The 18852-nt window shown below is 46.8% G+C and carries 19 protein-coding genes and 1 riboswitch; of the genes, 11 read left to right on the top strand and 8 right to left on the bottom strand.

The genetic code is table 11. The features are described from left to right. Positions 1-6 precede the first annotated feature (6 nt). From ACCC71_RS12675 to ACCC71_RS12660, 4 genes are all read left to right on the top strand, one after another. Positions 7-906, top strand: coding sequence for an ABC transporter permease (locus ACCC71_RS12675; protein WP_434309991.1), 900 nt, complete (start codon positions 7-9; stop codon positions 904-906). Then, positions 907-1701: an ABC transporter ATP-binding protein gene (locus ACCC71_RS12670; protein ID WP_434309990.1), complete on the top strand. Its 795-nt coding sequence runs from the start codon at positions 907-909 to the stop codon at positions 1699-1701. A gap of 107 nt (positions 1702-1808) precedes the next feature. Continuing rightward, positions 1809-1911: riboswitch (TPP riboswitch) on the top strand. A gap of 46 nt (positions 1912-1957) precedes the next feature. Then, entirely contained in the window at positions 1958-2737 is a 780-nt protein-coding gene (locus ACCC71_RS12665; RefSeq protein ID WP_434309989.1) for an ABC transporter ATP-binding protein, read from the top strand. Beyond that, a complete protein-coding gene (locus ACCC71_RS12660; protein WP_434309988.1) occupies positions 2724-3485 on the top strand; it encodes an ABC transporter permease in 762 nt (253 codons plus the stop codon). Before ACCC71_RS12665 ends, ACCC71_RS12660 begins: the two co-directional genes overlap by 14 nt. A 68-nt stretch (positions 3486-3553) precedes the next feature. Here the strand turns inward: ACCC71_RS12660 and ACCC71_RS12655 are convergent, their stop codons facing one another. The 3 genes from ACCC71_RS12655 to ACCC71_RS12645 form a co-directional block, all read right to left on the bottom strand. Continuing rightward, positions 3554-3907 carry a helix-turn-helix domain-containing protein gene (locus ACCC71_RS12655; RefSeq protein ID WP_434309987.1) on the bottom strand — a complete coding sequence of 118 codons (354 nt, stop codon included), beginning with the start codon at positions 3905-3907 and terminating at the stop codon, positions 3554-3556. Between the two features lie 141 nt (positions 3908-4048). Next, entirely contained in the window at positions 4049-4516 is a 468-nt protein-coding gene (locus tag ACCC71_RS12650; RefSeq protein ID WP_434309986.1) for a helix-turn-helix domain-containing protein, read from the bottom strand. 141 nt (positions 4517-4657) lie between these two features. Continuing rightward, entirely contained in the window at positions 4658-5281 is a 624-nt protein-coding gene (locus ACCC71_RS12645; RefSeq protein ID WP_434309985.1) for a TetR/AcrR family transcriptional regulator, read from the bottom strand. A 440-nt stretch (positions 5282-5721) separates the two neighbouring features. Between ACCC71_RS12645 and ACCC71_RS12640 the strand changes: the two genes are divergently transcribed. From ACCC71_RS12640 to ACCC71_RS12630, 3 genes are read left to right on the top strand one after another with little or no spacing between them, the layout of a single operon-like run. Then, positions 5722-7809, top strand: a complete 2088-nt coding sequence (locus ACCC71_RS12640; protein WP_434309984.1) for an efflux RND transporter permease subunit — start codon at positions 5722-5724, stop codon at positions 7807-7809. Continuing rightward, positions 7802-7978 carry a hypothetical protein gene (locus ACCC71_RS12635; protein WP_434309983.1) on the top strand — a complete coding sequence of 59 codons (177 nt, stop codon included), beginning with the start codon at positions 7802-7804 and terminating at the stop codon, positions 7976-7978. The genes ACCC71_RS12640 and ACCC71_RS12635 overlap by 8 nt, the downstream gene beginning before the upstream one ends. A gap of 48 nt (positions 7979-8026) precedes the next feature. Further along, the gene (locus tag ACCC71_RS12630) at positions 8027-10444 is read left to right on the top strand and encodes a hypothetical protein (protein WP_434309982.1); all 2418 of its coding nucleotides are present in this window, start codon (positions 8027-8029) and stop codon (positions 10442-10444) included. Between the two features lie 311 nt (positions 10445-10755). Here the strand turns inward: ACCC71_RS12630 and ACCC71_RS12625 are convergent, their stop codons facing one another. After that, the gene (locus ACCC71_RS12625) at positions 10756-11163 is read right to left on the bottom strand and encodes a helix-turn-helix domain-containing protein (protein WP_434309981.1); all 408 of its coding nucleotides are present in this window, start codon (positions 11161-11163) and stop codon (positions 10756-10758) included. A gap of 125 nt (positions 11164-11288) precedes the next feature. Beyond that, on the bottom strand, positions 11289-12152 hold the full coding sequence (locus ACCC71_RS12620) for an NAD(P)-dependent oxidoreductase (protein ID WP_434309980.1): 864 nt from the start codon (positions 12150-12152) through the stop codon (positions 11289-11291). A 134-nt stretch (positions 12153-12286) separates the two neighbouring features. Between ACCC71_RS12620 and ACCC71_RS12615 the strand changes: the two genes are divergently transcribed. Then, positions 12287-13510, top strand: coding sequence for a S41 family peptidase (locus ACCC71_RS12615; RefSeq protein ID WP_434309979.1), 1224 nt, complete (start codon positions 12287-12289; stop codon positions 13508-13510). Positions 13511-13605: 95 nt separating this feature from the next. On the opposite strand, the gene mscL is transcribed toward ACCC71_RS12615, so the two are convergent. Next, positions 13606-14010, bottom strand: coding sequence for a large conductance mechanosensitive channel protein MscL (gene mscL, locus ACCC71_RS12610; protein WP_434309978.1), 405 nt, complete (start codon positions 14008-14010; stop codon positions 13606-13608). A gap of 169 nt (positions 14011-14179) precedes the next feature. On the opposite strand from mscL, the gene aroC reads away from it, so the two are divergent. From aroC to guaA, 3 genes are all read left to right on the top strand, one after another. Then, positions 14180-15220, top strand: coding sequence for a chorismate synthase (gene aroC / locus ACCC71_RS12605; RefSeq protein ID WP_434309977.1), 1041 nt, complete (start codon positions 14180-14182; stop codon positions 15218-15220). 70 nt (positions 15221-15290) lie between these two features. Next, positions 15291-15641 (top strand): zinc-ribbon domain-containing protein, encoded by a 351-nt coding sequence (locus ACCC71_RS12600; protein ID WP_434309976.1) that lies wholly within the window; start codon positions 15291-15293, stop codon positions 15639-15641. Positions 15642-15654: 13 nt separating this feature from the next. Then, positions 15655-17196, top strand: coding sequence for a glutamine-hydrolyzing GMP synthase (guaA, locus tag ACCC71_RS12595; RefSeq protein ID WP_434309975.1), 1542 nt, complete (start codon positions 15655-15657; stop codon positions 17194-17196). Positions 17197-17325: 129 nt separating this feature from the next. On the opposite strand, the gene ACCC71_RS12590 is transcribed toward guaA, so the two are convergent. Together ACCC71_RS12590 and ACCC71_RS12585 are read right to left on the bottom strand one after the other, a co-directional pair. Continuing rightward, positions 17326-18222, bottom strand: a complete 897-nt coding sequence (locus ACCC71_RS12590) for a nucleotidyl transferase AbiEii/AbiGii toxin family protein (protein WP_434309974.1) — start codon at positions 18220-18222, stop codon at positions 17326-17328. Next, positions 18215-18850: a type IV toxin-antitoxin system AbiEi family antitoxin domain-containing protein gene (locus ACCC71_RS12585; RefSeq protein WP_434309973.1), complete on the bottom strand. Its 636-nt coding sequence runs from the start codon at positions 18848-18850 to the stop codon at positions 18215-18217. The genes ACCC71_RS12590 and ACCC71_RS12585 overlap by 8 nt, the downstream gene beginning before the upstream one ends. Positions 18851-18852 lie beyond the last annotated feature (2 nt).

The raw sequence follows: 18852 nt of genomic DNA, 5'->3' as shown, positions 1-18852 counted from the left end.
GAGAGGATGGGCGTGCTGCTTCTTCGATCCCTTCAGGAGGGATTTGCCTATGCGGTGTTGGCGATAGGCGTGTATATTACGTTTCGAGTGTTAAATACGCCGGATTTGACTGTGGATGGAAGCTTTGGCCTTGGCATGGCGGTTTCCGTGATGCTGACAGCGGGGAATCACCCTTTGTTGGGCCTCGTGCTGGCTGCTTTGGCAGGGGCGGGAGCTGGAACGGTAACGGGACTGCTTCAGACGAAGATCGGAATTCATCCGATCTTGGCGGGCATTTTGACCATGACCGGCCTTTATTCGGTCAATCTTTTTGTCACATCCGGGAAATCCAATGTTTCCGCGAATACCGGGGAAACATTGTTTCAGGCTATGGAGCAAGGCTTGGGCCTAACTTCCAACCAGAGCAAAATTTTGCTTCCCCTTCTGGTCTGCCTGATATTGGCGGCGGCGCTGGCCGTCTACTTTAAAACACGCCAAGGGTTGGCGATACGGGCTACCGGTGATAACGAAGAGATGGTCCGTTCTTCGTCGGTGAACGCGGATATCTATAAATGTGCCGGCCTCGCTTTGGGAAACGCCTGTGTGGCTTTATCCGGCGGCCTGATCGGGCAGTCGCTTTCCTTTTTTGACGCGGGATATGGCAGCGGTATGGTGATCATCGGTCTGGCCTCTGTGATCATTGGGGAGACGATTGTGGGACGCCGCTCGGTTACGCTGGGGCTGTTTTCCGCGATTCTTGGTTCTGTGATCTATCGGATGTTTATTGCGATTGCTCTAAAAGTAAAACTATTTCCTTCCTACGGCTTAAAACTGGTTTCTGCTATCATCGTGGCATTGGCGCTGTCCTTGCCGGCCGTGAAGCAGTGGGTTCGTCAGCAAAATAGGAAGAGAAAGGAGAGGAGCTAGATGTTTGCCTGCAATCATTTAAAGAAAACGTTTTATCCAGGTACGCCTAATGAAAAACAGGCGTTGAACGATGTGAATTTGGAGCTTGCGGAAGGAGAATTTGTCACCATCATCGGCTCTAACGGCGCTGGAAAGTCCACTCTCTTTAACGCGATTGCCGGTTCTTTTTGGGTAGACGCGGGGAGTATTTATCTGGACGGCAAAAATATTACCTCCTGGAAAGATTATAAGAGAGCTTACGATATTGGCCGTGTCTTTCAGGACACGTTAAAGGGAACAGCGCCTAATTTGACTATCGAGGAAAATTTGGCGCTGGCCTATACAAGAAAAGCGAAAAAGAGCTTGTTTGCAGTTAGTCGGGACGACCGGGATTATTTCCGGACCTTGCTGGAGCGGCTTCATCTGGGCTTGGAGGACCGCTTGAAAGCCAAGGTAGGCCAGCTTTCCGGCGGGCAGCGGCAAGCAGTCTCTCTTTTGATGTGTACGATTGCCGAGCCAAAATTATTGCTTCTTGACGAGCACACGGCGGCCTTGGATCCGGCCACGGCGGAAAAGGTCCTCGCCATTACGATCGAATTGGTGAAAGCGGGGAATATTACAACAATGATGATTACACACGATATGCAGGCGGCTCTCGCCATTGGAAATCGGACGATCATGATGGACGATGGAAAAATCATCCTGGATCTGGCGGGAGAAGAACGAGAAGAGATGACCGTGGACCGGCTTCTAACCTGCTATACGGAAGTCAGCAAGAAGAAATTGGCCAATGACCGGATGCTTTTAAGAGGATAAGTTAAAGTAGTAGAAATAGAATGGAATGTGTGGTAGAATATCTCTAAAAGCAGTGAGAAAAGGGTTTTCACATTGTGCTGCGAGATGTAAAACAATAGAATAAATTATCAAATGTCAAGGGGAGCCCATCTGGGCTGAGAGGAAAGAACGTTTCGACCCTGGAACCTGATGTGGATTATGCCAACGGAGGAATTGACAGTAAAAACATTCAGACCGGGCATAGCCCGGTTTTTTTATTCTATCGTAAGGAGAACCAATGAAAGAGAAGAAAATGATTGAATTTGAGCACGTTACATTCCGCTATGAAGAGGAGAAGGAGAGGATGTTTGAGGACTTGTCCTTTGCGGTAGAGCGTGGAGAATTTGTTGCCGTCGTCGGCGCAAGCGGATGTGGGAAGAGTACGCTATTTCGCTTAATTCACCAGTTGGAAGAACCGGAAAGCGGCGTGATTCGAGTGGATGGAAGCGATGTGAAAGGGAGAAAGGGTTACAGTGGTTTTATGCCCCAGCGAGATCTGTTGATGCCCTGGCGTACCCTAGAAAAAAATTTGGCGCTGCCCTTGGAATTGAAAAAAGTGCCAAAGGCAGAACAGAAAGAAAAAATTCAGGAGATGCTAGAGCAAGTCGGTCTCAGCGACAGCAGCGGGAAATATCCGAGAGAGCTTTCCGGCGGAATGCGTCAGAGGGCGTCTTTTGCCCGCACGCTTTTGTCCGGTTCCGAGCTGCTTTTGTTGGACGAGCCCTTTAGCGCCCTGGATTATCTGACAAGGGTTTCCTTGCAGGAATGGTTGGCAAAGCAATGGGAACATCTGGGGAAAACAGTGATTTTTGTGACTCATGATGTGGAAGAGGCGTTGTTTCTCGCCACAAGAATTTTGGTACTGCAGGGACGGCCTGTGCGGGAACTGATCAGTGTTCCCGTTCCCCTTCCCGTTCCCAGAACTCGAAAGATGTTAGAAGATACAGCGATTCAGAATTTAAAGGAGCAGTTGATTGCCGGACTTCGGGAGGAGGAAGCGAGAAATGAAAAGAGATAAGAAAAAAAGCAGCAAAGGTCTTCCGTGTTTGGTGATTCTGGGATTTTTGTTGATTTGGCAAGGGATTGCCATGTGGATCGGCGCAGAATATATTTTACCAACGCCATGGCAGGTACTGCAAAAACTTTGGGAATTGCGGGAACCGCTGCTTTTCGTACATCTGCCCGCTACGATGGGGATTACCGGACTGGGACTTTTGATTTCCCTGGTTTTTGGAATTTTGCTTGCCGTTTTCATGGATATGAATCCAACGGCGGAGAGAGCTTTATACCCTTTGATTGTGGCATCCCAGACGATTCCCACCATGGCAATCGCGCCTCTTTTTGTGCTTTGGTTCGGTTATAGTATTTGGAGTAAAGTATTGGCCGCTATCCTGATTACCTTTTTTCCGGTAACGATTACTATCCACGATGGACTTCGCTCTACCAAGCGTGAGATGGAAGAATATATGGAAACTTGCGGGGCAAGCCGGTGGGAAATTTTTTGGAAGTTGAAAGTGCCGTGGGCCATTCCGTCATTCTTTTCAGCGGTGAGGATGGCGGTTCCGATCAGCGTGATCGGCGCGGCAATTGGAGAATGGCTGGGCGCCCAGAGCGGCCTAGGTTATTTTAGCAAGAGAATGATGACCCAGCTAGACGGGGCTGGCGTGTTTGCCCCGATTGTGCTGCTTTCAGCGGCTGCCATGCTGGTAGTCTGGGTGGTAGGAAAACTGGAAAAGCATTTTGTAACCTGGAGAAAAGAACTTTAAATAGTACCAAAACTGCGAAGCGCAGTGGGCTATATAACATTTGGTAAAAAGAAAACTGCTCCCAAATCCTATTTTTCTTTTTTAGCAAGGGAAGACTTTTTGGGCAGCATTTGACGAAATTCCGCTTCCATAACGGCAAACGCAACTTGTTTTCCCCGTTTGTCTAATCTCCGAAATTCTTTTAAAAGGAGGTATTCTTCTTCGGTAATTTTTGGCGGGACTTCCGGATTATCGGTTAGACCCAACAAATAATCGACGCTGACATGATAGTATTCAGCCAAACTGACTAAAATTTCATAAGGGGGCTGCCTATGACCATTTTCATACATGGAATAGGTACCGCGGCTGGTATGAATGCTGTCGGCCAAATCTTGTTGATTTACCTTTGCTTTTTCTCGCAAGGTCTTTAAGCGTTCTAACAACAAAAGCGGTCTCCTTTAAAATGAGATAGACCAATTATACCGGTAGAAAAGGGATTTTACCAATTTCGTAACGAAACGTTACAACAGTGACATGAAATCAAGAAAAATGAAACAATGTGTTTCGAAAAAGGAAATACCAAGTCAAAGACTATTTAGAATATTAGAATCGTCTTTTTTGTGTGCATTCTTTTTTTGTGGAATTGTTTTCTTCTGCATCAGCTGATGATGGTATTCAAACTGAAGCACTGCTAAAGTAGCGTCTTTTCCTCTTTTGTCCAGAGAACGGAACTCATTTAACATTTTATATTCTTCTTCACTTAAGATTAAAGAAGGGGCAGGGCATTCAGTGAGTCCTAGCAGATAGTCAACACTGACATTGTAGTAGTGTGCTAGATTAACTAGAGTCTCATAGGGCGGCTGTCGGTGGCCGTTCTCATACATGGAGTAGGCTTCCCTGGAAATGTGAATATTCCGTGCCAGGTCCTGCTGACTCAAATTCACTTTCCGTCGAAGTGTTTTTAACCGTTCTAATAACAAGTAATTGCTCCTTTGTGCAAAAGATAGCTTTATTATAGCGACTATAAAGATAATTTTCCAATGATGAAACATAGTGTTACAAATAATGAGAAAAATAGACAAAAAAGAAACAAAACGCACCAACCATACGGCGAGTGCGTTTTGTTATGAATACGTGAATGGGGCGCCTTCTGTTGACAAGGGTAAATACAGTCGGCTGAAGGCAGCTTTTATTTAGGATGAAATCGATTCGTTGTCCGGCAGTGTTTCCTCCCGGAGAATATTGCGTACAGAGCGGTAGAGATAAGGCTTAAATTCGTCAATATTCATGGGCTGATTGTAGAGAATGGCGTGATAGCTTGTACCGCTGACAAGCTCTAAAATCATAAAGATCATAACCTCTGGGTTGCGGAAGGTACGTTTGGAGCGGACCAGCAGGCGTTGATAGATATCAAAGATCGTCAGAGACTCGTCGTCTCCAGGCTCAATCAAGGCATCCTTGAAAAATCCCCAGCTTAGATGCTTGGACAAAAACAGTACGAGGCTTTTATCTTCACAAAACTGATTTAAGATATGATCGATCATAAAAATAACCTGATCTTCAAATTCTTCTATGTTTTCTTTTAAGAGATCTCGATATGCCGCCCGAAATACTTGATTTGCTTTGAAGGAAATTAAGTGGTTGCGGATGTCGTCTTTATCTGTAAAGTAGAGGTAAAACGTTCCCTTAGCGACGCCGGCCTTGGCAACAATATCAGAAATCGAAGTCTTATAAAAGCCATTTTTTATAAATAGGCGAAAGGCGGCGTCCAATAGGGAATCTCTTTTTTGCTTTTTGTTCGCATCTACTTTGCCCATGACGGCCTTCCTCCTCCAAGATCAACTGGATTTGCAGTTTTGGTCACTTTTTATTTCATAGGAAATTCCGTCGGAATTTTCTATGAAATAAAAAACGCTCCGCTAAGGATGCGCACGAGCGCGAACGGAAGATGCCGCCGATGGCGGCCGCGCTCGGCGCGAGAGTTTCGCAGAGCAAAACTCTTTCTTGAGTATCCCCTGGACTTTTTTAAGTAGAAAAATCAGATAAATGGTCAGGAGACTATACTCATTATAAAGTGAGAATGACTATAAGTCAATATTTTCTTAATAAAAATTTAAGATATCAAATACACAATGGCAGATTTGTATTAATTTGCATAAAAAGTATTGACTAACAGTCATTTTTGGAGTATAACCATTTCTTGAAATGACCAATGGTCATAAATAAGACAAGAAACAAGAAGAAAGGGATGGTCATTATGGTTGGGTTTGGGAGGAAAATTGTTCGATTTCGAATCCCGATTTTTATCGTCAGTCTGTTGCTTTTGATTCCATCGGTTTATGGTTACATCCACACGAAGGTAAATTATGACGTGCTGTATTATTTGCCTGGTGAGATTGAGACCATGCAGGGGCAGGACATTCTGGTAGACCAGTTTGGTACCGGAGCATATTCAATGTTCATCTGTGAGGGCATGGAAAATAAGGATGTTGCCAAATTAAAGGAACAGATTGAACAGGTAGAACAGGTGGAAAAGGTCGTCTGGTATGACAGCATCTTGGATTTGAGCGTACCGATGGATATCCTGCCGGAAAAAATTCGGGATGTATTTAACTCAGAAAATGCCACGATGATGTTTATCATTTTTCAGACTACAACCTCTGCGGATGAGACCATGGATGCCATTGAGGAAATCCGGAGCTTGGCTGGAAAACAATGCTTCTTGAGCGGTATGTCGGCGATCGTGACGGACACGAAGAATCTGGCGGAGTCGGAGGTTGCCATCTACGTGATCATTGCAGTTTTACTGTCTGTCGTGGTGTTGTCCTTGACCATGGAATCCTATCTGATTCCGTTTTTGTTCTTGTTTAGCATTGGAATCGCGATTCTTTACAATATGGGAACCAACTTCTTGAAGGGAGAGATTTCCTATATTACAAAGGCCCTAAGCGCGGTGCTTCAGTTGGGCGTGACCATGGATTACTCCATTTTTCTGTGGCATAGCTATCAGGAAAAACGGTTGGAGTATCCAGACGATCGAAAGGAATCGATGGCGCAGGCGATTGCGGCTACATTAAAATCTGTGGTTGGAAGTTCTGTTACCACAGTTGCTGGATTTATTGCTCTCTGCTTTATGAGTTTTACGTTGGGATTGGATTTGGGCGTTGTCATGACGAAGGGCGTGATCTTCGGCGTGATCTGCTGTGTGACGGTGCTGCCGTCGATGATTCTGATTTTTGATAAATGGTTGGAAAAGACGCGCCACCGCCAGATTATTCCCCATTTCCCGAAAGTATCAGAGTTTATTTTGAAGCATTATAAGCTGTTAGCGGTAGTGTTTTTGGTTTTGTTTGTGCCGGCTGTCTACTGTCAGTCTCACACGGCCGTCTATTATAATTTAGACCGGACGCTTCCGCGGGACCTGGACAGTATTGTTGCCAATGAAAAGCTGGCCGACCATTTCAATATGGGAGCTGTCCATATGCTCCTTTTGGACAGCGATCTTTCGACGAAACAGGTTTCGGATATGAGTAAGGAGATGGAAGCGGTGGACGGTGTCAAGGCTGTGTTGGGGTTGAAATCCATCATTGGCCCTGCGGTTCCGGATAGTATGATTCCGAGTTCACTGAAAGATATCCTTTCCAATGAGAACTATCAATTGATGCTGGTGAGCAATGAATACGCCACTGCTTCCGATGAGGTAAATGAGCAGATTGCCCAACTGAATTCCATTTTAAAGCGATATGATCCGGAAGGGATGTTGGTCGGCGAGGCGCCATGTACCAAGGATTTGATCGAGATTACCAATAAAGACTTTAAGGTGGTCAGCGCAGTCTCGATCCTAGCCGTGTTTTTCATCATTGTATTTGTGTTTAAGTCGATCAGTCTGCCATTTTTGTTGGTCATTGTAATTGAGGGTGCCATCTTTGTCAATATGGGAATTCCTTATTTGACGGGAACGGAACTTCCGTTTATTGCTTCCATTGTGATTGGTACGATTCAATTGGGCGCCACTGTTGATTATGCCATTTTGATGACCAGCCGCTATGAGATGGAGCGAAGTTCGGGGAAGAGTAAGAAAGAAGCGGTTCTCATCGCGCATCAGACCAGTATGCGTCCAGTGATGGTCAGTGCCTTTAGCTTTTTTGCCGCCACGTTCGGCGTTGGTATTTATTCAAAGATCGATATGATCAGCGCCCTTTGCCTGTTGATGGCGCGCGGAGCCATTATCAGTATGCTGGCCGTATTGATCTTCCTTCCAGCCGTGTTTATCGTGTTTGACCCCTGGATCATAAAAACAAGCAAAAACTTCAGGAGGAAAGCCCCGGACGGCGGCCATGAATAAGGCATGTTTACATGCCGAATTCATGGACATCGGACGGAGCAGGAAGAATGAGCAAGAAGGCCGAAAGGCCGGAATGCGAATGCTTCCTGCCAGACGCGAGAGCGCCGAAGGAGCGGAGCGTCTGGCTTTCCCAGAAGCCGAGGAATGGATGCTTTTCCTTACCTTATAAAAAAGTCAATATTACATTGGTACCGAGCATTTTTAGGAGGAATGAAACATGAGAAATCAATGGGGGCGGCGGGCAGCCGCATCTTTCCTGGCAGTTTTATTGGGCTTATCTACCACGACTTCGACCGTGCTTGCCGCAGAGCAAAATGCGGAGAAAGTAGAGACAGTTTATGTCAATGCCAACGCGGATGGTTCGGTTGATCAGATTACGGTCAGCGAGTGGCTAAAGAACACGGGAAAAGGCGCTACGATTACCGATCATAGTACCTTGACGAAGATTGAAAATGTAAAGGGAGACGAGACTTTTGAATCCGGAGCAAATGGAGCGTTGATCTGGCAGGCCGGAGGAAAAGATATCTATTATCAAGGTGAGACGAGCGCTCCTCTTCCGGTTTCCCTGAAATTCACCTATCAATTAGACGGCAAGGAAATTTCACCGGAGGAACTGGCGGGCAAGAGCGGCCAGGTGAAGATCCGGATTGATTATACGAACCATACGGAGCAGACTGTTGTGGTCGACAAGAAGGCTTATACGGTTTGTACTCCGTTTTGTATGATTACCGGTATGCTTTTATCCAGCGACCATTTTACTAACGTGGAGGTGGAAAATGGAAAGCTGATCTCCGACGGGAAGAACAATATTGTAGTCGGCGTGGCTTTCCCTGGACTTGCAGATAGCTTGGGGATTTCCCAGGTAGAAGCTCTTTCCGATGTGGAGATTCCGGATTATGTGGAAATTACCGCGGATGTAGATGATTTTACCTTAGCTTTGACTGCGACGGTTGCCGCCACCGGCACCTTGAGTGAGTTGGGAATAGAGGAAAACGAAGATTTTGACAGTCTAAAAGAAGATCTGGACAAATTGAAAGACGCCTCCACTCAGCTGGTAGAGGGGAGCGGAGAGCTTTCCGATGGCGCGCAGGAATTGTTGGAGGCATTTGGAACCTTTACCGACGGTCTGGACAGCGCTTCCGATGGTGCGGGAGCTTTGAAAGATGGAATTGATCAGATGGATGACAAAAAGGCGGCTCTGATTGAGGGAATGGAGACCTTGGCAGGAGGACTTCAAACGCTGAAAAGCGGAGCAGAAACTCTGAAAACAGGAACCGATCTTTATACAGGCGGCGTGGATCAGTTGGCTGGCGGAGCAAAGCAGGTGGATGCAGGAGTAGAGCAACTGTATGGAAAACTGCAGGCGATGGCAGCTGGGGATAGTGAATTAATGGGCGGTCTTGCTGCTTTGGTGGAGGGCGCGGGAAATCTGAAAGGCGGCGTGTCCTCTTATACCGCCAATGCAACGAAAATAGCAGAGGGATTAGGGGCATTAAACAGCAATATGGGAACCTTAGTTGGGGCGTTGGCCAATGTTCCTTCCGGTGCGGGAATGGTTGCGGAGAATGCTGGAAAAATAGCCGATAGTCTGGGGCAGGTACTGCAAACGATAAACGATGCGCTTGGACAGATGAAAGATCAGCTAAGCGGCGCGGCGGCGGATCTGCAAAGTTCTTATGGAACCTTAAGCGCAGGGGTTCAGAATACGGCGGCAGCTTCAGTACGGAGAGAACTGCAAAGCTTGGTAGACAGCGGCGCGTTAGATGCTGGTCAGGTAGAAACGATTGTTTCTCATGTATCTGGGGATATTGGAACGGCAATGGCGAATGGAGGCCAGGAACTTTCGAAGGTATTGGAAGCGATTCAGATTCCTGACCTGGAAGCAAGCACTTTTTTGGAAAACGCGGCTAGTCTAAAAACGGCTGCACAGGGTCTTCAAGAGGGAGCCTCTAAGATTACCACTGATCCGAAGGCTTTCCAGACCACTCTTCAGACGGCAGCTGGAAGCATTCAAGCTTTGGCGGACGGGGCTTCACAGCTGATTGCTTATAACGACGGACTGAATCAGGGCGCGACAGCGGTGGCAACGGGAAGTTCTTCTTTGGCGCAGGCGTTGCAGGGTGCTATGCCGCAGCTTTTCGAAGGCGTCGGTGCTCTGAAAACAGGAACGAGACAACTTTCGGATGGAGCGGCAGAACTGTCAGGTAAGAGCGCGGAGCTTCGCAGTGGAGCCGAACAAATCCTTTCCGGCAGTGAACAGCTGCTTTCTGGCAGCGAAGAACTGCTCACTGGCGGAAAGACGCTGGGAAGAGGAATCGGCCAGTTAGCAGATGGCGCGGCCAGCTTGGTGAAAGGAATGAGCCAATTGGTAAGCGGAAGCGGAAGGCTTTCCGACGGTATTTCCAGTCTGGCGGAAGGCGCGAAGAAGCTGGCAGATGGAGCGAAGGAGTTTGACGAAGAAGGAATCCAGAAGTTGACAGATGCTTTTGACGAGAATTTTCAGGAAACAATCGATCGGGCCAAGGCGCTTGTGGATGCAGATAAAGCTTATCAGTCATTCGGCGGTTTGTCCGACGGTATGAAAGGCAGCGTGAAGTTTATTATCGAGACGGCAGGAATCGAAAAGGAAGAGTAAAAGCAGAAAAGAGAAAGCAGGCTTTCCTATCTAGCGTGATCCTTTTTATTTAATAGAAGTCAGATATCAAAGATTTCGGCATGGGTACATGTCGGAATCTTTTGATATCGGAACCTTAATAGAAATCGTTCCACGAAGGATCGCGTTGCGGTGAACATGAAAAAAGAAAGGTCATGGAAACTCTAGAGTTAAAATAGAGTTCACTTGGCCCCTATCTATCGTAAGTATCCTTCACATAGGTAGATATTTTGGGAAAATTTTCCAGCTATCAGAGAAAAAGGAAGAGAAACCAGCGGAAAAAGGGAATGTCGTTAGGACGCTTCTTCCGAGGTGAGCGCCTCTTCTTTTGTTTTCCGGAAAGAGCGGAAGCTGGCGAGCACTTCTTTTAGAATGTTCGCACAAAGCCGCCGCTCTTCCGGGGAGCAGGTAGCGATCAGGCAGGAAAGTTCATCTTCCATATCGTAGGAAATGGTTTCACGGGCATGATCGGCAGAAGCGCCATAGTAGAGATAGTCATAGGTGATATGAAAAAATTCACAGATCCGTTCTGCCAAGGCACGCGAAAATGTTCGGCCCCGTTCAATCTGACCGAGATAGTTGGTAGAAATTCCCAAGTGCTCGCTAAGCTGCTCCTGCGTGAAATTCCATTTGTTGCGCTCGTCGCGAATTCGTTGTCCGACTAGAAATGGGGGATCCGCGGTAAAATGCGTCTTTTCCATAGAAACTCCTTTTGCACCGAATTATCAGCAGTTTATGCTATCTTACCCCGTTTTACAGTAAATGATAACAAACGGAGGAAGATTGATTCATCGTGACAAAAAGTGTAGGAAAGACACAATTATTTCTATCTGTAAAGTTGAATCAGAGCTTGCGTCCCTTCATTTTCCTTGTTGAGACCTTCCATTTCCTGGTACAAGGCAAGAACAGCCTCCAACATTTTCAAGTGCAGACCGCGATTTGTGCTTTCCTCCTCGATAATTTTCATGTCTTTGATGAAATGTTTGATGTAGAATCCAGGTGCAAAGTCTCCCTGCAGAGCGCGGGGAGCCATATTGGTGATCTGCCAGCTTCCAGCAGCTCCGCCGCTGATCGCCGCTAACATTTTTTCAGGATCAAGGCCGGTTCTCTCGGCATAGGCAATGGCCTCTGTATAGGCGGCTGTGGCGCCGGCTACAGCGATTTGATTTGCTGCTTTCGTGTGTTGTCCAAAGCCTGCGGGTCCCATATAAGAGATGGTCTTTCCCATACAAGAAAATAGCGGAAGAACCTCGTCAAAGGCAGATCGCTCTCCGCCAACCATGATCGAGAGGGTTCCTGCCTGGGCTCCGCGGTCCCCGCCGGAGACTGGCGCGTCCAGCACTTGAATTCCTTTTTCTTTCCCTTTCGTATACAACCGTTCTGCCAGGGATGGCAGGGATGTGGTCATATCCACTGCGATTGCGCCGGGTTTGGCACAGGCCAAAATTCCTGTTTCCGATAAAAATACATCCTCTACGTCTTTGGGATAACCGACCATGACGAAGATGACATCCGCGTCAAAGACAGCTTCGCGAATGGTGGGGCAGGGAATGAATCCGTGGATTTCTGCGAGTTCCTTTACTTTTTCGGGACGGCGGCTATAGGCTTTTACCGGATAACCCGCCTTCACCAGGTGGCCGGCTTGATGACTGCCCATCACGCCGGTACCAATCCATGCAATTTTCTTCATCGGAAATTCTCCTTTTTCTTTTAGTCTAACACAAACGGATATTTATTTGAAGAAAAAGGAAAATACTTCTTTTATTTTTCACATTTCAGGCGTAAAATAAAAGTACATGCTATAAATCCATGAGAGGTATTGGAGTGAATAAGAAAAATAGAAATTTTCAAAATGGATTGTTGGTTGGAATCAGCGCGACCGTCGTTGTTATGGCGGTCGTGTTTCTTGCAGGCGCCTTTTTTCTGATACCAAAATTGTCTGAGAGCAGGAATGCGGAGAGCCTGCCGGCCCCAGAGACCTCCGCGGCTTTGACATTGGAACAAAAGCTGCAGGAAATTGACGCCTATATTGACGGAACCTATATTTTTGATGTAGATAAAGAGCAGATGATCAATGGCCTTTTGGCCGGCTATGTGGATGGTCTGGGCGATCCTTATTCCGTCTATTATACGGAGCAGGAACTGGAAGAGGTGCTGCAGTCTGCCAATGGTACTTACTATGGAATTGGAATTTTAGCAGGGCAGATGCAGGAGGGGCAAATCAAGATTGTAAATGTGTTCAGCAATTCTCCGGCTCAGGAAGTTGGGATGCAGAAAGACGATTGGATCGTCGGGGTAAATGGTACGAGTACCGATGGAATGGATTTGAGCCAAGTGGTGGCCCAGATCAAAGGGGCCGAAGGCAGCGATGTGACGGTACAGATTTACCGGGAACGTACGAGAGAAACATTGGATTTTGTGGTGGAACGCAGGGAAGTGTCTGTCGATACGGTAGAATACCGGATGTTAGAGGATGGAATCGGCTACCTTTATTTGATGCAGTTTGACGATGTTTCTCTGGAACAGATGAAAAATGCTTTGGCGGACTTAACGAGTCAAGGAATGAAAGGACTGATTCTTGATTTGCGGGATAACCCTGGGGGACTTTTAACCAGCGTCGTGGATATCGCGGATCTTTTTTTACCTGAGTGCAATATTTTCTATATGGAAGATAAGGCTGGGAATCGGGTGGACTATGATTCTACGGCAGAGCAGTATTATACAGGACCAATGACCGTTCTGGTCAATGAAAATTCAGCCAGTGCGGCCGAAGTGCTCTCTGGAACCTTAAAAGATCATCAGCGGGCGAAGCTGGTGGGAACGACAACCTTTGGCAAGGGAATCGTGCAGACGTTTTATGAGTTGAGTGATGGCTCTGGAATCAAACTGACAACAGCCCACTATTTTACCCCCAATGGAACGGATATTCACGGAACCGGTATCAAGCTGGATGTAGAAGTGAAGTGGATAGAAGATGGAGAGCGGGATGTGCAGTTGGAAAAGGCCCAGGAAGTGCTGCGGCAAGAGGTCGGGCAGCAAATGGAATAGCTATCAACATTTTAAATGAAATCAGGAAGAGAAAGGTCCAAGGCAGGTATGCTTCGGACCTTTTCTATTTCATAGGAAATTCTGCGCAAAATTCTTTACTCTTTTTCGCCTTTTTTTAGGAGATCACGTATTTCTGTTAAAAGTTGAATATCTTCCGGAACAGGAGCCGGTTCTGCAGGCTGTTGCTTTTCGGCTGCTTCTTTCTTTTCTGCAAACCGGTTGAATGCTTTTAAGATCAGAAACAGAGTAAATGCTGTGATCAAGAACGTAATCAGCGCCTGAATGAAGTTTCCATATAAAACGGAGGCTTCCCCGACTGTGATAGACAGGGAAGTGAAATCCACCTGTCCTAAGATGAGACCTAAAAGGGGTGTGATGATGTCTTGATTCAAAGAGGTAACGATAGCTGTGAAGGCAGAACCGATGATAATGCCGACAGCCATACTCATCACATTTCCTTTTGCGATAAATTCTTTGAACTCTTTCATGAAGCTTTTCATTTTTGGCCCTCCTATATGTGGTCGTATGTGGCCTTTATTATAATCAAAAAAAAGCCGCTTGTAAAGGGATTTTAAATATGGTATGCTCGTAAACGAAATTTATAAAATGCAGAAAATCTCGGCGGAACCGAACGATTCGAGTAAGCCGCCGTGAAATGAAGGAGATCATATGTCAGGCTCTACATTAGGACGAATTTTTTCCGTGACTACCTGGGGAGAATCCCATGGGAAGGCGATCGGCGTGGTAATTGATGGGTGTCCGGCTGGCTTGCCGTTAACAGAAGAAGACATCCAGGAACTACTGGATCGGAGAAAACCGGGGCAGAACCGTTTTACCACGGCGAGAAAAGAAGGCGATTTGGTGGAAATTCTTTCGGGAACCTTTGAGGGAAGAACTACAGGAACTCCCATTTCCTTGATTGTATGGAACCAGGACCAGCGTTCAAGGGATTACTCGGCAATTGCGGATATTTATCGGCCCGGTCATGCGGATTACACCTTTGATGCGAAGTATGGATTCCGAGATTATCGGGGCGGCGGACGTTCTTCCGGCCGTGAGACGATTGGACGCGTGGCTGCCGGCGCAGTTGCAAAGAAGATCCTGGCGGAACTGGGGGTTGGGGTGCAGGCATATGCGAAGAAGATTGGCCCTTATGACGCGTCGGACAAGGAGACGGTAGAGGCCTATCTGAATGAGAAAATGTCCCAGATGGATTCGGTAGGCGGCATCGTAGAATGCCGGGTGACAGGGATGCCTGCTGGAATCGGTGATCCGGTCTTTGAAAAATTGGATGCGAACCTGGCGAAAGCGATTATGAGTATCGGTGCGGTAAAGGGTGTGGAGATCGGAGATGGTTTTCACGCGGCGGAGGCTGTTGGGTCCGAGAATAATGATCCATTTCGGGTGGATGAAGGCGGAAATATTTATAAGAAGACAAACCATGCAGGCGGAATTCTAGGCGGAATCAGCGATGGCTCGGAGATCCTTTTGCGGGCTGCGTTTAAGCCGACGCCTTCCATTGCGCAGATGCAGGAAAGCGTGAACCGCCAAGGGGAAAATGTGGAGATTCAGGTCAAGGGCCGCCATGATCCCATTATTGTGAACCGGGCGGCGGTTGTGGTGGAGGCAATGACCGCTTTGACCATATTGGACGCTTTGTTGGCAAATATGAGCGCTACCATGAAGGGAATTCAGGACTTTTATCGTTGACAGGGATAAAGGATAAGGACTACAATGGAGTTATATTGGAGCATATTATTTCCATAAGGAGGGAATCAAGATGGATTGGGATCAAATTGGACAAAAGATCACAGGGCTCGGCAGAGATGTAAGCGATAAAGTCAAAGAGACTGCGGAGGTGGCGCGGCTGAGACAGCGGATTCGCGCGGAGGAGGAGAAATTGGCAGGGGCTTACCAGGCGATTGGCAAGCTTTATTATGAAAAGCATGACGGAGAGATTTGCGAGGAATACATTCCTTATTTTGAGCACGTAGGGGAAGCTTGCGCTGCAATTGAAGAATTTCAAGGACAGCTGAATGAGCTAAAGAAGAGGAAGATTTGTCCGGAATGCGGAGCTGCTGTAGAGGAAACGTCTGCTTTTTGCAGTCATTGCGGGCATAAGATGAATTGACGGAGGAATAAAGGTGGATAGAGAAATGGTAGTCGTCTTGGATTTTGGCGGACAGTATAATCAGTTGATTGCCCGCCGGGTCCGGGAGTGCAACGTATACTGCGAGGTACATCCTTATACCATGAGCTTGGAAGCATTGAAGGAGCTGCATCCAAAGGGGATCATTTTTACTGGCGGACCCAATAGTGTGTACGCAGAAGACGCCCCTCGCTGTGGACGGGAAGTGTTGGAGCTGGGGATTCCGGTGCTGGGAATTTGCTATGGCTCTCAGTTGATGGCATACTTGCTGGGCGCCCCGGTTGAGACGGCCCCGGTTAGCGAATATGGTGGAACGGAAGTGTCTGTGGATACGACGTCGGCGCTCTTTGAAAATGTGGCGTCTACTACGGCTTGCTGGATGAGCCACACGGATTATATTGCAGCGGCTCCGGAAGGCTTTTCGGTGACTGCCACGACGCCGGTTTGTCCGGTGGCAGCGATGGAATTGCCGGAGAAAAAGTTGTATGCAGTACAGTTTCATCCGGAGGTTATGCATACCGTGGAAGGGCAGAAGATGCTGTTCAACTTTGTGCGTAAGATTTGCGGGTGCAAGGGCGACTGGAAGATGGATTCTTTTGTGGAGAATACCATTCAAACGCTGAGAGAAAGAATTGGCAGGGGGAAGGTCTTGTGCGCCTTGTCGGGAGGCGTGGATTCTTCTGTGGCTGCTGTGCTTCTATCCAAAGCAATTGGAAAACAGCTGACCTGTGTGTTTGTAGATCATGGACTTCTGCGAAAGAATGAGGGCGATGAGGTGGAGGCAGTCTTTGGTCCCGACGGCCCTTATGAGTTGAACTTTATCCGGGTAAATGCCCAGGAACGGTATTATGAAAAGTTGAAAGGGGTAATGGAGCCGGAGCAGAAACGGAAGATCATTGGGGAAGAATTCATTCGCATTTTTGAGGAAGAGGCAAAGAAGATCGGAGCAGTAGACTTTTTGGTACAGGGTACGATTTATCCGGATGTGATTGAAAGCGGTCTTGGAAAGTCGGCGGTCATCAAGTCTCATCACAATGTCGGAGGGCTTCCTTCCGTTGTAGATTTTAAGGAGATTATCGAGCCTTTGCGGATGCTTTTTAAGGATGAAGTGCGGAAGGCTGGAATCGAACTGGGTATCCCAGAGCGTTTGGTTTATCGTCAGCCTTTCCCTGGGCCAGGCCTTGGTATCCGGATTATCGGAGAGGTGACGGCGGAGAAGGTGAAAATCGTCCAGGAAGCGGATGCGATCTACCGTGAGGAGATCGGAAAAGCAGGGGTCGATAAAAAGCTGGGGCAGTATTTTGCTGCGCTGACGAATATGCGGTCCGTGGGCGTCATGGGGGATGAGAGAACCTATGATTACGCGGTGGTGCTGCGGGCGGTGGATACTTCGGACTTTATGACCGCGGAGACAGCACAGATTCCGTGGGAGGTGCTGATGAAGGCCACGCATCGGATTGTGAATGAGGTGAAGGGCGTAAACCGGGTGTTTTATGATTGTACCGGGAAACCGCCGGCAACGATTGAGTTCGAATAGTAAACAGAGAGCCGGGAAGCCGCATAAATAGCGGACTTTCCGGCTTTTGATGTGGGGCATGATACCTTTTTGATACTTATATCTTCTCGTTTCTGCTTTGATATGTTAGTGCTCATATTTTCTCTCCTATTACATCCACTCTCCACTATCAGCAGACCATTGTTCAATAATTTTTTTGTCCTCTACCGCTGCTGTGAATGGTTTAGTTAAAAAAGCCTTTATGGTTTTTAATACAGTGCTGTAATCATCGGTTTTTGTGTCAATTTTACGGACAAAGGCTTTCCATTTCTTCTGCATTGCATTATCGCTGCCGAAAGCCATAACCTGCTCAAACTGTTCTGCCGTAAAGGTATGCCCACGATTTTCAAAGGTTTTCCTTAATGCTTCTGTCAGCGTTGCTCCGTCAAAATCAAATTTATTAGCAAGATAATAAATATCGTAATAATCTTTCATTCGACTCGAAAATTCCATAAGGCTGAGTATTGCGTCAATCTTTTCAGCTATCGTTGTTTCGAGAGAATAGGTATTTACTGTCGGCGCAGTAAAATCTTCAAGTTGCGTGGGAATTTTTCGTTTCTCCTGCTTTGGTACAATAACATCACCCACGCCGAAATCAATACCGAACGGCGTTTTCGTATTTTTAATTTGAGCCACAAGAGAAACTCCGATACCAGCGTACTTCTTTGCAACGGCAATAGGAGCAATATCTTTAATCTCAAAGGTCACAAAATCGTTACCGGTAGGCGTGGAGATGATTGCTTTTATCACAGTTTGTAGCTGTTCGGGAGTATTAGGAACTTTCCGAAGGAGAAAGTCAATATCTACCGTCACACGGCTGTCGAAATCGGTAACGGAATAAATGAACAATCCGCCTTTCAGCACAAGATTTTCCGCATATTGTGATTTTTCCAAGCGGCGCAGGAATTCCTCCTGACAGAAAAGTTGCAGGCAAAGCTGATAGCTTTGTCCACTTTCTTTTGCCTTGTTTTTTAATCTTGCAAGTACAGATGCGGCAATATCAGCCATTGAGAAGTACCTCCATCAGTTCTATAACTTTTTTATAAACCCTGAGCTTTTTAGCATACGCAGAAAGATGTTGCAGATTCTTATTTATATCGTTCGCATAGGCATTAAGTGCCTTGCTGAACATTTCATTATCAAGTCTGGAACGGTATTTAAAGCAATCACAAATTGTGCGTTCACGGTCGTAAACAGACAGAGTAACGCCGTCAAAATCATCTGACGTTTTACCCAATTCATAAAGCTCTGGCGGCATATAATAGGCTTGAAGCGATAGATCGTCTACTTCAAGTTTCGTTCTTGACATAGAACGAGGAACGGCTATCGACCATTTTCTTGGGGTAAAGTCACTATACCCATAGTGAAATAACGCCGACTCTACACAGACAATTCCTTTTGGAATGAGTGTGGAGATGAGCTGAGCTTCTGATATTTCCTGTATATCTGCAAGACGGTAATAACCATGTTTGACACGTTCAAGAAAACCGCTATTACACAAATTAACAACATCCGCAGACCGCATTCCGGCAGCAACAAAATCAGCCGATTTTGCGATTCCCCCTTTTTTTGTAATCACTTCTTTGGCAAGTTTTTGATTATCCATTCGTTCACCTGCTTTAATCAAATAATTCAAGC

This window comes from Hominifimenecus sp. rT4P-3 (assembly GCF_051055405.1).
Lineage (GTDB): Bacteria > Bacillota > Clostridia > Lachnospirales > Lachnospiraceae > Pseudolachnospira.
The sequence above is the reverse complement of the archived record's forward strand: the minus strand, read 5'-3'. Positions and strand labels throughout refer to the sequence as shown.